This window comes from Serratia nematodiphila DZ0503SBS1 (genome assembly GCF_000738675.1).
GTDB classification, from domain to species: Bacteria; Pseudomonadota; Gammaproteobacteria; order Enterobacterales; family Enterobacteriaceae; genus Serratia; species Serratia nematodiphila.
Genome location: NZ_JPUX01000001.1, coordinates 4,268,459 through 4,283,244 on the forward strand (window position 1 = coordinate 4,268,459; position 14,786 = coordinate 4,283,244).

11 protein-coding genes are annotated in these 14,786 nt (G+C 58.0%); 8 read left to right on the forward strand and 3 right to left on the reverse strand.

Translation table 11 applies throughout. The annotated features are described in order from the left end of the window. The first annotated feature begins 3 nt into the window (after window positions 1-3). The 3 genes from ssuD to ssuB are packed head-to-tail and all read left to right on the forward strand — an operon-like array spanning window position 4 to window position 2,728. The gene (gene ssuD, locus JL05_RS19825; RefSeq protein WP_016928301.1) at window positions 4-1,152 is read left to right on the forward strand and encodes an FMNH2-dependent alkanesulfonate monooxygenase; all 1,149 of its coding nucleotides are present in this window, start codon (window positions 4-6) and stop codon (window positions 1,150-1,152) included. A gap of 11 nt (window positions 1,153-1,163) precedes the next feature. Continuing rightward, window positions 1,164-1,958, forward strand: coding sequence for an aliphatic sulfonate ABC transporter permease SsuC (gene ssuC, locus JL05_RS19830; protein WP_033633434.1), 795 nt, complete (start codon window positions 1,164-1,166; stop codon window positions 1,956-1,958). Next, on the forward strand, window positions 1,955-2,728 hold the full coding sequence (ssuB, locus tag JL05_RS19835; protein WP_033633435.1) for an aliphatic sulfonates ABC transporter ATP-binding protein: 774 nt from the start codon (window positions 1,955-1,957) through the stop codon (window positions 2,726-2,728). Before ssuC ends, ssuB begins: the two co-directional genes overlap by 4 nt. Window positions 2,729-2,785: 57 nt before the next feature. Here ssuB and pepN read toward each other — a convergent pair whose 3' ends face one another. Further along, window positions 2,786-5,404, reverse strand: a complete 2,619-nt coding sequence (pepN, locus tag JL05_RS19840) for an aminopeptidase N (protein WP_033633436.1) — start codon at window positions 5,402-5,404, stop codon at window positions 2,786-2,788. A gap of 337 nt (window positions 5,405-5,741) precedes the next feature. On the opposite strand from pepN, the gene JL05_RS19845 reads away from it, so the two are divergent. From JL05_RS19845 to JL05_RS19865, 5 genes are all read left to right on the forward strand, one after another. Next, window positions 5,742-7,442: a GGDEF domain-containing protein gene (locus JL05_RS19845; protein WP_033633437.1), complete on the forward strand. Its 1,701-nt coding sequence runs from the start codon at window positions 5,742-5,744 to the stop codon at window positions 7,440-7,442. A 255-nt stretch (window positions 7,443-7,697) separates the two neighbouring features. Next, on the forward strand, window positions 7,698-8,903 hold the full coding sequence (gene pncB, locus JL05_RS19850) for a nicotinate phosphoribosyltransferase (RefSeq protein WP_004928202.1): 1,206 nt from the start codon (window positions 7,698-7,700) through the stop codon (window positions 8,901-8,903). 215 nt (window positions 8,904-9,118) lie between these two features. After that, window positions 9,119-10,519, forward strand: a complete 1,401-nt coding sequence (asnS, locus tag JL05_RS19855) for an asparagine--tRNA ligase (protein ID WP_033633438.1) — start codon at window positions 9,119-9,121, stop codon at window positions 10,517-10,519. Between the two features lie 301 nt (window positions 10,520-10,820). Continuing rightward, window positions 10,821-11,948 (forward strand): porin OmpC, encoded by a 1,128-nt coding sequence (ompC, locus tag JL05_RS19860; protein ID WP_015377340.1) that lies wholly within the window; start codon window positions 10,821-10,823, stop codon window positions 11,946-11,948. A gap of 245 nt (window positions 11,949-12,193) precedes the next feature. Next, a complete protein-coding gene (locus tag JL05_RS19865; RefSeq protein WP_004928210.1) occupies window positions 12,194-13,384 on the forward strand; it encodes an amino acid aminotransferase in 1,191 nt (396 codons plus the stop codon). 77 nt (window positions 13,385-13,461) lie between these two features. Here the strand turns inward: JL05_RS19865 and JL05_RS19870 are convergent, their stop codons facing one another. Then, window positions 13,462-14,109 (reverse strand): MBL fold metallo-hydrolase, encoded by a 648-nt coding sequence (locus JL05_RS19870; RefSeq protein WP_015377338.1) that lies wholly within the window; start codon window positions 14,107-14,109, stop codon window positions 13,462-13,464. Between the two features lie 64 nt (window positions 14,110-14,173). Continuing rightward, the gene (mepK, locus tag JL05_RS19875) at window positions 14,174-14,722 is read right to left on the reverse strand and encodes a peptidoglycan L,D-endopeptidase MepK (protein ID WP_004928217.1); all 549 of its coding nucleotides are present in this window, start codon (window positions 14,720-14,722) and stop codon (window positions 14,174-14,176) included. Window positions 14,723-14,786: the final 64 nt, after the last annotated feature.

Sequence of the window (14,786 nt, forward strand, 5' to 3'; positions counted from 1 at the left end):
ACGATGAGCCTGAACGTTTTCTGGTTTTTACCCACCCACGGCGACGGCCACTATCTTGGCAGCGCACAGGGCGCTCGCAGCGTCGATCACGGTTACTTGCAACAAATCGCCCAGGCGGCGGACCGGCTGGGATTCGGCGGCGTGCTGATCCCCACCGGTCGCTCTTGCGAAGACTCCTGGCTGGTGGCCGCCTCGCTGATCCCGGTCACCCAGCGGCTGAAATTTTTGGTCGCGCTGCGGCCGGGTATCATCTCCCCTACGCTGGCGGCGCGTCAGGCGGCGACGCTGGATCGCCTGTCCAACGGGCGCGCCCTGTTCAATCTGGTCACCGGCGGCGATCCGGAAGAGCTGGCGGCGGAGGGGTTACATCTCAGTCATGAAGAGCGTTACGAAGCCTCGACCGAGTTCACTCATATCTGGCGCCGGGTGCTGGAAGGTGAAACCGTCGATTTCCACGGCAAGCATATTCAGGTGAAAGGCGCCAAACTGCTGTTCCCGCCGGTGCAGCAACCGCGCCCGCCGCTCTATTTCGGCGGATCCTCCGCCGCCGCGCAGGATCTGGCCGCCGAGCAGGTAGAAATGTACCTCACCTGGGGAGAGCCGCCGGCACAGGTCAAAGAAAAGATCGAAGAGGTGCGCGCCAAAGCGGCGGCGAAGGGCCGGCAGGTACGCTTCGGCATCCGTCTGCACGTCATCGTGCGGGAAACCACCGAAGAAGCCTGGCGCGCCGCCGATCGGCTGATCGCCCACCTCGATGAGGAAACCATCGCCAACGCGCAGCAGGCCTTTGCCCGCTTCGACTCCGTCGGCCAACGGCGCATGGCGGCGCTGCACGGCGGCAAGAAGGATAATCTGGAGATCAGCCCGAACCTGTGGGCCGGCATCGGCCTGGTGCGCGGCGGCGCCGGCACCGCGCTGGTGGGCGATGGCCCGACGGTCGCGGCGCGCATGCAGGAATACGCCGATCTGGGCATCGACACCTTTATTCTCTCCGGCTATCCGCATCTGGAAGAGGCCTACCGCGTCGGCGAACTGCTGTTTCCGCACCTCGATCTGGCGCAGGAGGAAACGCCCGCGCGCCTTCAACCGGTGCGCCCGCAGGGCGAAGTGGTGGCCAACATCTATGTTCCGCAAAAAGTGTCGCAGAGCTGAGGAGCGCCCCGATGGCAAAGAACGCGCAACGCATCCTGTATCGGCTGGCCCCCTGGGCGCTGCCGTTGGCGCTGGTGATCATCTGGCAAATCGCCGTCGAAACCGGCTGGCTGTCCAACCGCATTTTGCCGGCGCCGAGTGCGGTGCTGGCCGCCTTCTGGCGCCTGAGCCAAAGCGGCGAACTGTGGCAGCACCTGAGCATCAGCAGCCAGCGCGCGTTGATCGGCTTTGGCATCGGTGGCAGCATCGGACTGATTCTCGGCTTTATTACCGGGCTGTCACGCTGGGGCGAACGCCTGCTGGACAGTTCAGTGCAAATGATCCGCAACGTGCCGCACCTGGCGCTGATCCCGTTGGTGATCCTGTGGTTCGGCATCGATGAATCCGCCAAGATCTTTCTGGTGGCGCTCGGCACGTTGTTCCCGATTTATCTCAATACCTATCACGGCATCAAAAACATCGATCGCGGCCTGCTGGAGATGGCGCGCAGCTACGGCCTGAGCGGTTTCCGCCTGTTCACGCAGGTGGTGCTGCCGGGCGCGCTGCCGTCGATTATGGTCGGCGTGCGTTTCGCTCTCGGCTTCATGTGGCTGACGCTGATCGTCGCCGAAACCATCTCGGCCAATTCGGGCATCGGCTACCTGGCGATGAACGCGCGTGAATTTCTGCAAACCGACGTGGTGGTGGTGGCGATCGTGCTGTACGCCCTGCTCGGCAAGCTGGCGGACGTGGGCGCGCAACTGCTGGAGCGCGTCTGGCTGCGCTGGCATCCGGCCTATCAACTGAAACAGGGAGAAGCGCTATGACCCTTCCCGCTCGCCTTGCGCAAGGCACGCCGGTGACGCTGGAGTCTATCGGCAAACGTTACGGCAACCGCACTGTGTTGGACAATATTCAGCTGCGCATTTCCGCCGGGCAGTTCGTGGCGGTGGTCGGCCGCAGCGGCTGCGGCAAGAGCACCCTGCTGCGCCTGCTGGCCGGCCTGGAACAGGCCAGCAGCGGCGCGCTGCTCAGCGGCAACGCGCCGCTTACCGCCGCTAAAGAGGATACCCGGTTGATGTTTCAGGATGCGCGCCTGTTGCCGTGGAAAACGGTGATCGACAACGTGGGTCTGGGGCTGCGCGGCCAGTGGCGCGATGCGGCGCTGCAGGCGCTGGAAGCGGTCGGTTTGGCGGATCGCGCCCGCGATTGGCCGGCGGCGCTGTCCGGCGGACAAAAACAGCGGGTCGCCCTGGCGCGCGCGCTGATCCACCGCCCCCGCCTGCTGCTGCTGGACGAACCGCTCGGAGCGCTGGATGCCCTGACGCGCATCGAGATGCAAGGACTGATAGAAACGCTGTGGCTACAACACGGTTTTACCGTACTGCTGGTCACACATGACGTCAGCGAAGCCATCGCGCTGGCGGATCGGGTGATCCTGATCGAAGAGGGGCATATCGGGCTGGATCTGAGCATCGATCTGCCGCGGCCGCGCCGCAAAGGCTCGGCCAGGCTGGCGGAACTGGAGGCCGAAGTGCTGGAACGGGTGTTATCGCCGCCGGCCGCAGCGGCCAGTCCCCGCCGGGCGGTGAACTGAACGGATGAAAAAGGGGACGGCGCAGGCCGTCCCCCTTATCTATTCAGCGCGAAAAGATCAGGCGTCGAGCGCCTTGCTGATCTTCTCGTACAGATCGCCGGACAGGTTTTCCAACCCTTTCAGCTGTTCCAACGCCTTGCGCATCAGCGCCTGACGGCCCGCGTCGTAACGCTTAAGGCGAATCAGCGGTTCAATCAGGCGCGCGGCGATCTGCGGGTTGCGCTGGTTGAGATCGCTGAGGATCTCCGCCAGGAACTGATAGCCGCTGCCGTCCGCGGCATGGAACGCCGCCGGGTTGCCGGAAGCGAAGCCGCCGATCAGCGAGCGGGTGCGGTTCGGGTTGCTCAGGCTGAACGAGCGGTGTTGCAGCAGCGCACGCACCTTGCTCAACACGTCTGCCGCCGGGCTGCTGCCCTGCAGCACGAACCATTTGTCCATCACCAGGCCATCCTGATGCCAGCGTTCGTCGAACGCCGCCAGCAGCGCATCGCGGCACGGCAGCTGGGCCGCGACCGCAGCAGACAGCGCCGCCAGCGAGTCGGTCATGTTGTCCGCCTGGCGATACTGTTCGCTCACCAGCTGATCCGCCAGCGCCACATCTTCGCCGAACGCCAGATAGCCCAGGCACACATTGCGCAAGGCGCGCTTGGCGATCTCGGCATGCTCCACGCGGTAGCCGTCGGTCTTGTTGGCGTGATACACCGCCAGCCACTCATCGGCCAACTCCCGCGCCAGGCAGCGTACGATCGCTTCGTGCACCGCGGCGATCGCTTCCGGATCGATAGTGGCGAACAGCTCGGCGATTTCGTTCTCCGACGGCAGCGTCAGGATCTGCGCCGCCAGCGCCGGATCCAGTTTTTCGTCCAGCAGCACCGCACGGAACGCATCGGCCACGTGCAGCGGCAGCGACAGCGGCTGCTTCTGCTGGTGCCGCGCCACGTTCAGCTTGATATAGGTCGCCAGCAGGCTCTGTGCCGCATCCCAACGCGCAAACTCATTGCGCGCGTGCTGCATCAGGAAGGTCAGTTGCTGATCGCTGTACGGATAGTCCAGTTTCACCGGCGCGGAGAATTCGCGCAGCAGCGACGGCACCGGCTTGTGCGCCACGCCGTCGAACACGAAGGTCTGCTCCGCTTCGGTGACGTTCAGCACGTTGTTGACCGGCAGGCCGCCTTTTTGCAATGGAATGACATTGCCTTCGCTGTCGTACAGTTCGATATCCAGCGGAATATGCAGCGGCAACTTCTCCGGCTGATCGGCGGTCGGCGCGGTTTTCTGGCTGACATGCAGGCGATATTGCTGAGTTTCCGCATCGTACTCGTCGCGCACCGTCAACAGCGGCGTACCGGACTGGCTATACCAACGGCGGAAGCGCGACAGATCGACGTTAGACGCATCCTCCATCGCCTGAACGAAATCGTCGCAGGTAGCGGCGCTGCCGTCGTGGCGTTCGAAATAGAGCTGCATCCCTTTCTGGAAGTTCTCCTCCCCCAACAGGGTATGCATCATGCGGATCACCTCGGAACCCTTTTCATACACCGTGAGGGTGTAGAAGTTGTTCATCTCGATGACTTTGTCCGGGCGGATGGCGTGCGCCATCGGGCTGGCGTCTTCGGCAAACTGCGCGCCGCGCATCACGCGCACATTGTCGATGCGGTTGACCGAACGCGATCCCAGGTCGGAACTGAATTCCTGATCGCGGAACACCGTCAGCCCCTCTTTCAGACTGAGCTGGAACCAGTCGCGGCAGGTCACGCGGTTACCGGTCCAGTTGTGGAAGTATTCGTGGCCGATCACCGCTTCGATGTTCAGGTAATCCTTGTCGGTCGCGGTTTCCGCCTTCGCCAGCACATATTTGGAGTTAAAGATATTTAACCCTTTGTTCTCCATCGCGCCCATATTGAAGAAATCGACCGCCACAATCATATAAATGTCGAGATCATATTCCAGGCCGAAGCGGGTCTCGTCCCACTTCATCGAGTTCTTCAACGAAGTCATTGCCCAATCGGCGCGATCCAGGTTGCCGCGATCGACGAACAGCTCCAGTGCGACCTTACGGCCGGAACGGGTGGTGAAGCTGTCGCGCAGCACGTCGAAATCCCCCGCCACCAGCGCGAACAGGTAGCAAGGTTTCGGGAACGGATCCTGCCATTGCACCCAGTGGCGGCCATCGGCCAATTCGCCCTGGCCGATGCGGTTGCCGTTCGACAGCAGGAACGGATAGCGCGTCTTGTCGGCCACGATGCGGGTGGTAAAGCGCGCCAGCACGTCCGGGCGATCCTGGTAATAGGTAATGTGGTGGAAGCCTTCGGCTTCGCATTGCGTGCACAGCGCATCGCCGGACAGGTACAGCCCTTCCAGCGCGGTGTTCTTCGCCGGGTGAATATCGTTGACAATGGTAAGAGTGAATTGTGCCGGCAACTCTTCGATGATCAGCTGGTTATCCTGCTGACGGTAGGCGCTCCACGGTTGGCCGTCCACCTGAATGCTCACCAGCGTCAAATCTTCGCCATCCAGCACCAGCGGTGCGCCGGCCGCCCCCTGACGTTTGATTTTGCTGACGGCGGTCACGCGCGTGGTTTCCGCGTCCAGACTGAAGTCCAAATCGATATCGGTCGTGGTGTAATCGGGCGCGCGATAATCGTGGCGGTATTTTGCCTGTGGCTGTTGTGTCATAAAAACCCTTAAACGTCTCAGTGAGTTATAGGTGCCAGGCCGCTCTTCTCCTTCGTACCGCAGCCGGTATGTTCCCCTGCGGCGCGCGGTGAGCCTGAATTGTGAATAAACTGTATCACAGCTGGCCGAAAAGCCCAGAGCCACAGGGCGACCAGGAGAGAGAAATCAGAGGCAAATCATAAATCGCCCGGCAGGCGGCAGTGCGGGTGACCAATGGCCAAATAAAAATCAGCATTTAATGCTAAAAAACCGCCATCGCGGCGCGCCGGCATAGTTGAGGCGACACCAGCGGCATGGTGGTATAATTGCCGAATCAGGTTCAGGGATGGCTCGCATTATGAAGATTAAATACGCAATCTATTTTTTCACCCTGTGCCTGATGACTTCCTTCTCTCTGTTCATCGTCGATGAGCTGCTCGAAGCCCATACCGACTACCGCGACAACCAGCTAAACCTGTACAAAATTGATCGCGCCAAAGAAATTTCCGAAGCTTTTCAGGCTGCGTTGCTGGCTCATCGCCTCAAACGATTGAGCCTGATCGATCCGCAAATCACCCGTGCGCAATGTTTGGCCGCCGATCGGGTGGCGCGTGAGAGAATCACCCGGATCCGCGAACATCTGGACGATGAGGTCGCCAAACAGCTCGGGGTGCGGCAAAAAATCGCCGCGCTGTCGATGATCGCTTTGATGGAACAGCTGCTGGATAATGACAACCTGCAGCTTTCGCAGGTCAATAACACCAACGCCAATCTGTTCAACATCAACAGCGCCTATTACATCTCGCAAACCAGCAAGAGTTATTACCGTTACACCTACGATACCCGGATGGTGGATACCGACTCCTTTATGTTTCTCGAGGCCATCCGTCTCAATAACCGGCTAAATATGTCATTGACGGAATTGAGCGATCAGATTATCGACGTCAACGTCAGCCAGCTCGTTCGCAAAGACGCCTATCTGAAGTCCATTCAGCTAACCGGCGTGCTGAACGCGCTGAGCACCCGATTGATCTTCATGAAGATCAACTACGACGATGGACAAATCACCAACATCGTCAATGCGTTGCTCGCCCAGGTGTCCGCTGAACGCCTCCAGCAGATTACCAATGGGCTGTATACCGCTATCGATACCCATAAGCCCTACCCCACAGCGCTTATTTCGCGCTATGTCGACGATGTGAGCGGGCTTTCGCAGGCGCTGTATCAACGCAGTTTCGAATTGGAAACCCTCGCCTCGCGCCACAAGATTTACGACAGCCAGACGACCATTTACGGCATGATCGCACTCGCCGGCCTGGTGGTTTTGCTGTTCATTTTGCCGGCGTTGGTGTTCTGCACCAGCATCAACCGCTGGCTGACCAAGACCCACAACAATATCGTGCGGCTGTCGCGCGGTGAGATGAATATCGATCGCAACGACGCCTTCTACAGCCAGGAATTGATCGCCATCAGCGACGCCATTCAGCAGCTCAGGCAATACCAGCTGGACAAGGTCTCGCTGGAGAGCGAGAAACAACTGCTGATTAAAGAGCTCGAGGCCTCTTCCTTCCTCGATCCGCTCACCAATATCTACAACCGCCGTAAATTCTTCCTTGAATGTCAACTGCTGGGCAACGCCAGCTACCCACAGGCCTTTTGCCTGATCGACATCGATAATTTCAAACAACTCAACGACAGCTACGGCCACGACGTGGGTGACCGGGCGCTGGTGGCCTTCGGCCACCTGCTGCAACGCGCGTTCCGCGCCAGCGACATCTTCTGCCGCTATGGCGGCGAAGAGTTCGCGGTGCTGCTGGGCAACTGTTCGTTGGACAACGCGCGGGACATCATGGAGCAATTGCGCGCCCGTACTCATCGCCTGACGCTAAATCTGGCCAACGGACGGCAAGTGCGTTTCACCACCAGCTGCGGCATTGCGCCAGTCAGCGCGTTCACCGCGCTGCAGGCGGCGATCAAACAGGCGGACGAAGCGCTCTACTTTTGCAAAAAGAACGGCAAGGATCGGGTCAGCGTGCATACCCAGGCCGGCTTTATCTGATTCGCTGTTTAAAATAATTAACATTATAATTTTTATGACTAATTAGGCTAAGTCATTCACCTTACAGGCATATCTGGCTTTTTTTCCTCCCCGCCGCTATCCGGCTGCCATAAAGGCACGTTTAATCCTCGACCCGCTTCGGTGATTTATGGTGTGATGCAGCTTCAATAACAGGATAATCCGGGTATACTCCACCCCCACTTTTATGATTATCCGGATTTGGACACGCGCCTGACGAGGATGCTGTAACGCGCTATGACTCAATACGCTTCCCCGATTTTGACATCACTGCTTGATACCGATGCTTATAAGCTTCATATGCAGCAAGCAGTGTTCCATCGCTATCCCGCGATCAGCGTGGCGGCGGAATTCCGCTGCCGCGGCGACGAACTGCTGGGCGAATATGCCGACGAAATCCGCGCGCAGGTGGCGCTGATGAGCCGGCTGGCGCTAACCGACGCCGAATTCGCTTATCTTTCGGGCCTGCCCTTCTTCCGTCAAGATTACCTGAACTGGCTGCGAACGTTCCGCTACGATCCGCAGCAGGTCACCATCGACAACCGCGACGGCAAGCTGCAAATCCGCATCGCCGGCCCCTGGCGTGAAGTGATCATGTGGGAAGTCCCATTGCTGGCGGTGATCAGCGAAGTGGTGCACCGCCGGCGCTCGCCGCTGGCGACGCCGGAACAGGCGGTGGCGCATCTGCAAACCAAGCTGGCGCAGTTCAAGACGCTGGCGGGCGATCTGGATCTTTCGCGCTTCAAGTTGATGGACTTCGGCACCCGCCGCCGTTTCTCTCAGGGTGTGCAACAGGCCATCGTCAGCACCTTGCAGGCCGAATTCCCGTACCTGTCGGGCACCAGCAATTACGATCTGGCGCACCAGCTGGGTCTGGCGCCGGTCGGCACGCAGGCGCATGAGTGGTTCCAGGCGCATCAGCAGATAAGCCCGGTGCTGGCCAACAGCCAGCGCGCCGCATTGCAGGCCTGGCTGGATGAATATCCGGACCAGCTTGGCATCGCGCTCACCGACTGCATCACCATGGATGCCTTCCTGCGCGACTTCGGCCCGCAGTTCGCCGAGCGTTATCAGGGGCTTCGCCACGATTCGGGCGATCCCGTCGAGTGGGGTGAAAAGGCCATTGCCCACTATCAGAAACTGGGCATCGACCCACTGAGCAAAACGCTGGTGTTCTCGGACAACCTGGATCTGGAAAAAGCGCTGGCGCTCTATCGCCATTTCTATCAGCGCATTAATCTCGGCTTCGGCATCGGCACGCGCCTGACCTGCGATATTCCCGGCGTTAAGCCGTTAAATATCGTGATCAAGCTGGTCGAGTGCAAAGGCAAGCCGGTGGCCAAACTCTCCGACAGCCCCGGCAAGACCATCTGCCAGGACCAGGCGTTCGTCAGGGCCCTGCGCAAGGCCTTCGATCTGCCGCTGGTGAAAAAAGCCAGCTGAGCCTTCTTTATATAAAGAGAGAAAGCCGGCCCGGTTCACGCGCCGGCTTTTTTGTTTTTATCCCGAACGCCCTCTTTTCAGTCAGCCGCGATAAATGTTGCGCCAATCCGATGATTTCTGCTTGTGCTCTGCAACGCGGCAAGTAACATAGCCATTACCCCCATATTCTTGGGTTGTAAGCTATTTCTAAACCAAATTATTAAAGAGAGAAATCTATGAGCGTAGTGCCTGTAGTCGACGTACTGCAAGGTCGTGCTGCGGTTGACAGTGAAGTCACCGTACGCGGCTGGGTACGTACCCGGAGAGATTCAAAAGCTGGTATCTCCTTCCTGGCCGTCTATGACGGTTCCTGCTTTGATCCGTTACAGGCCGTCGTTAATAATTCTCTGCCGAATTATCAAGATGAAGTGCTGCACCTGACCACCGGCTGTTCGGTTGAAGTTACCGGCAAGGTCGTCGCCTCACCGGGCGAAGGCCAGAGCTTCGAGCTGCAGGCCACCGCGATCAAAGTGGTCGGCTGGGTCGACGATCCGGATACTTACCCGATGGCGGCCAAACGTCACAGTATCGAATACCTGCGCGAAGTGGCCCACCTGCGCCCGCGCACCAACCTGATCGGCGCCGTGGCGCGCGTGCGTCATACCCTGGCGCAGGCGATCCACCGCTTCTTCCATGAAAATGGCTATTTCTGGGTATCTACCCCGCTGATCACCGCCTCCGACACCGAAGGCGCCGGCGAGATGTTCCGCGTGTCCACGCTGGATCTGGAAAACCTGCCGCGCACCGACAAGGGCGTCGTCGATTTCAGCCAGGACTTCTTCGGTAAGGAAGCCTTCCTCACCGTTTCCGGCCAGCTGAACGGCGAAACCTACGCCTGTGCGCTGTCCAAGGTATACACCTTCGGCCCAACTTTCCGCGCTGAAAACTCCAACACCAGCCGCCATCTGGCTGAATTCTGGATGATCGAGCCGGAAGTGGCCTTCGCGACGCTGGACGATGTCGCCGGCCTGGCCGAAAGCATGCTGAAGTATGTGTTCCAGGCGGTGCTGGATGAACGTGCAGACGATCTGAAATTCTTCGCCGAGCGCGTGGATAAAGACGCTATCGCGCGTCTGGAGCGCTTCGTCTCTTCCGATTTCGCCCAGGTAGACTACACCGACGCCATTGAGATCCTGCTGGCCTCTGGCCAAACCTTCGAAAACCCGGTCTCTTGGGGTATCGATCTCTCTTCCGAACATGAGCGTTATCTGGCGGAGAAACACTTCCAGGCGCCGGTAGTGGTGAAAAACTACCCGAAAGACATCAAAGCGTTCTATATGCGCATGAACGAAGACGGCAAAACCGTCGCGGCCATGGACGTGCTGGCGCCGGGCATCGGTGAAATCATCGGGGGCTCTCAGCGTGAAGAACGTCTCGACGTGCTCGATCAGCGTCTGGAAGAGATGGGCCTGAATAAGGAAGACTACTGGTGGTATCGCGATCTGCGTCGTTACGGCACCGTGCCGCACTCCGGTTTCGGCCTGGGCTTTGAACGTTTAATCGCCTATGTCACCGGCGTGCAAAACGTGCGCGATGTGATCCCGTTCCCACGCACCCCACGTAACGCAAGCTTCTAATTTATACGATCACACGTTTTTTAAACGATTTCGTTACAAAACAAAGGCCAGCCTCGCTGGCCTTTCGCATTTTTTAATATTGACGCACGTCACAAAGTTCCCGAAAAATTACATTTGGTTACACATACTTTCCTTTTGCAACCTCATTGCGACATTGGTATCATTTTCGTCCTAGATTAACCCGCCTGTGAATGGAACACTGCGTTCAGACACAGGACGACACCAATCTATCAACAATAGTTCCCAAGGAATTATTGGCGGCAGTGGCAAAGGTGTCCGAATAACACCAATGAGGGTAATAATGATGAAGCGCAACATTCTTGCAGTGGTTATCCCGGCTCTGTTGGCTGCTGGTGCAGCAAACGCAGCTGAAATCTACAACAAAGACGGCAACAAGCTGGATCTGTACGGCAAAGTTGACGGTCTGCACTACTTCTCCGACGACAAAGGTAATGACGGCGATCAGACCTATGTTCGTTTCGGCTTCAAAGGTGAAACTCAGATTACTGACCAACTGACCGGTTACGGCCAGTGGGAATACAACGTCCAGGCTAACCACTCCGAATCTCAGGGCACCGAAGGCACCAAAACCCGTCTGGGCTTCGCGGGTCTGAAATTCGCTGACTACGGCTCCTTCGACTACGGCCGTAACTACGGCGTACTGTACGACGTGGAAGGCTGGACCGATATGCTGCCAGAGTTCGGTGGCGATACTTACACCTACACCGACAACTTCATGACCGGCCGTACCAACGGCGTTGCGACCTATCGTAACAACAACTTCTTCGGTCTGGTTGACGGTCTGAACTTCGCCGTTCAGTACCAGGGCAAAAACCAGAACGACGGCCGTAACGTCAAGAAACAAAACGGCGACGGCTGGGGCATCTCCTCTACTTATGACATCGGCGAAGGCGTAAGCTTCGGCGCTGCATACGCATCCTCTAACCGTACCGACGACCAAAAACTGCGTTCCAACGAGCGTGGCGACAAGGCTGACGCATGGACCGTGGGTGCGAAATACGACGCCAACAACGTTTACCTGGCGGCGATGTACGCAGAAACCCGTAACATGACTCCGTTCGGCGGCGGTAACTTCGGTGCAGGCTGTGCAGCTACCGATGACAAGTGCGGCGGCTTCGCGAGCAAAACTCAGAACTTCGAAGTGACTGCTCAGTACCAGTTCGACTTCGGTCTGCGTCCAGAAGTGTCTTACCTGCAATCTAAAGGTAAAAACCTGAACGTCCCAGGCGTGGGTTCTGACCAGGATCTGGTTAAATATGTTTCTGTTGGTACCACCTATTACTTCAACAAGAACATGTCCACCTACGTTGATTACAAAATCAACCTGCTGGATGACAACGAGTTCACCAAAGCAACCGGCACCGCTACCGACGATATCGTAGCTGTTGGTCTGGTATACCAGTTCTAAGTTGTCTCGCTTAACGGCGGTTCACCGTCGGCTAAGTTAAAAAAACAGGGCTTCGGCCCTGTTTTTATTTGTGTCTGCCGGTAACGTTTTATCCTGCAGATTTCCCCTTATCCCTCATTTTTTCTGTCGAATCCTTCCCGTTCACAAGATCGCGGTGTTTTTATCGCAAACGGTTGGCAAAGCCGATAACTGGCGCTACCCTGATGCTTCTGTCTGCTTAACTCCGAGATTTGGAAGCACCTGACATGTTTGAAAAAATCACCGCCGCACCCGCCGACCCGATCCTGGGCCTGACCGACATTTTCCGCGCCGACGCCCGCCCGAATAAAATCAATTTAGGCATTGGCGTTTATAAAGATGAAACCGGCAAAACCCCGGTGCTGACCAGCGTAAAAAAAGCTGAACAGTATCTGCTGGAAAACGAGACCACCAAAAACTATCTCGGCATTGAAGGCATCCCGGCGTTTGCCAGCTGCACGCAAGAGCTGCTGTTCGGTAAAGAGAGCCCGATCGTCACCGATCGTCGCGCGCGCACCGCACAGACGCCAGGCGGCACCGGCGGCCTGCGCGTGGCGGCAGACTTTATCGCCAACCAGACCAGCGCCAAGCGCATCTGGATCAGCAACCCAAGCTGGCCGAACCACAAGAACGTCTTTAGCGCCGTTGGTCTGGAAGTGCTGGAGTACGCCTACTACGACGCTGCCAACCACGCGCTGGATTTTGACGGCCTGCTGAACAGCCTGAAACAGGCTCAGGCCGGTGATGTCGTGCTGTTCCACGGCTGCTGCCATAACCCGACCGGTATCGATCCAACGGCGGAACAGTGGGCACAGCTGGCTGAGCTTTCCGCCGCCAATGGCTGGTTGCCGCTGTTCGACTTCGCCTACCAGGGCTTCGCCAACGGTCTGGAAGAGGATGCGCAGGGTCTGCGTATTTTCGCCGCCAAACATCAAGAGCTGATCGTCGCCAGCTCCTACTCGAAAAACTTCGGCCTGTACAATGAGCGCGTCGGCGCTTGCACCATTGTAGCTGCCGATGCCGAAACCGCCGATCGCGCCTTCAGCCAGGTGAAGGCGGCCATTCGTGCCAACTACTCTAACCCGCCGTCGCACGGCGCGGCCGTTGTCGCCACCATTCTGGGCAACGACGCCCTGCGCGCGATGTGGGAGCAGGAGCTGACCGACATGCGCCAGCGCATTCACCGCATGCGTCAGCTGTTCGTGAACACCCTGCAGGAGAAAGGCGCACAACAGGACTTCAGCTTTATCATCCAGCAGAACGGCATGTTCTCATTCAGCGGCCTGACCAAAGAACAGGTGCTGCGTCTGCGTGAAGAGTTCGGCGTATACGCCGTAAACTCGGGCCGGGTGAACGTGGCCGGCATGACGCCGGACAACATGGCACCGCTGTGTGAAGCCATCGTCGCCGTGCTCTAAAAGCATCGACGCAGGTCATAAATCATAAAAAAAGGGCGCTCTATGCGCCCTTGATTATTTCGGCCGGGAAATAATCGTTACCACACCGCCGGCTCTTCGCGCAGGAACGGATTGGTCTGGCGCTCGTGGCCAAAGGTCGACATCGGGCCGTGGCCGGGAATAAAGCGCATATCGTCGCCCAATGGCAGCAGCTTGGTGCGAATAGAGGCGATCAGCGCCTGATGATCACCGCGCGGGAAGTCGCTGCGTCCCACGCCGCCGTTAAACAGCACGTCACCCACCAGCGCCAAACGCGCCTGCTCATTGATAAAGACGATGTGGCCCGGTGTGTGCCCAGGGCAATGCAACACCTTGAGCGTCATCTCGCCCACCTGCATCTCATCGCCTTCCGACAACCAACGGGTCGGGGTCAGCGGCGCACACTCTTCCAGCCCGAACATCCGGCTCTGCGCCGGCAAACCATCCAGCCAAAAAGCGTCCTCTTTATCCGGGCCGTAAATCGGCACCTGATAATGTTCCGCCAGCTCCGCCGCCGCACCGACGTGATCCAAATGGCCGTGCGTCAGCAAAATCTGCGTGATTGTCACACCCTGTTTCGCCACTTCCGCTTTGATTTTTTCCGCTTCGCCGCCGGGATCGACCAACGCCGCCTGCTGCGTGTTTTCACACCAGATCAGGCTGCAATTCTGGCTAAAGGCGGTAACGGGAATAAGATGGTATTTCATAAGGCTCCAACGACAATAACACCGCCTCCGCAAGGAGCGGCGTTATTCACTGAGGGCACCGCGATTACCAGCTCCGAACCGGGCCGGTATCGATGTGCACGAAGTTGCTACGTGGGTAATATCCTACACCACCAGCGCGCATTTTTAACGCCGCTTTACGGATATTACTCAATTGGATACCTTCAATATGGAAATCCATCGCCTGGCCCTTGGTATGGTAGCTGTGCTTGGCCACACCACGGCTGTGCGCGCGCAATTCGTTATTGGTATCTACGGAACGGTAACCGGAGATCAGCTGCACCGGCTTGCTGGTACCCAGCAGCCCCTGCAGGCGATAGAGGTGATCAAACAAGCTGGGATCGATCGATTTAACCTTGTTGGCGCGATAATCGCGGAACAGATGATTTAGCCGAACCAACTCTTCTTTATTGTAGCCTTTGCCGTCAAAGAACTCGGCTTTAATAGATTCACCGGTATTCAGGTTATTCAGCACTAAAATACGCGGTCGAGCGGTGGAAAGACTGGCAAATGCCTGCCCTGGAAGCAGCGCTATGCCCATAGCGGCGCCACCTAGCGCCAGCCATTTACGGCGATGATGATCAATTTTGTCCATGACTCTGTTAAACCCGGCAAGAATGTCAAAATAAATGCACAAAGCAGCGCACTGTCCGAACCAT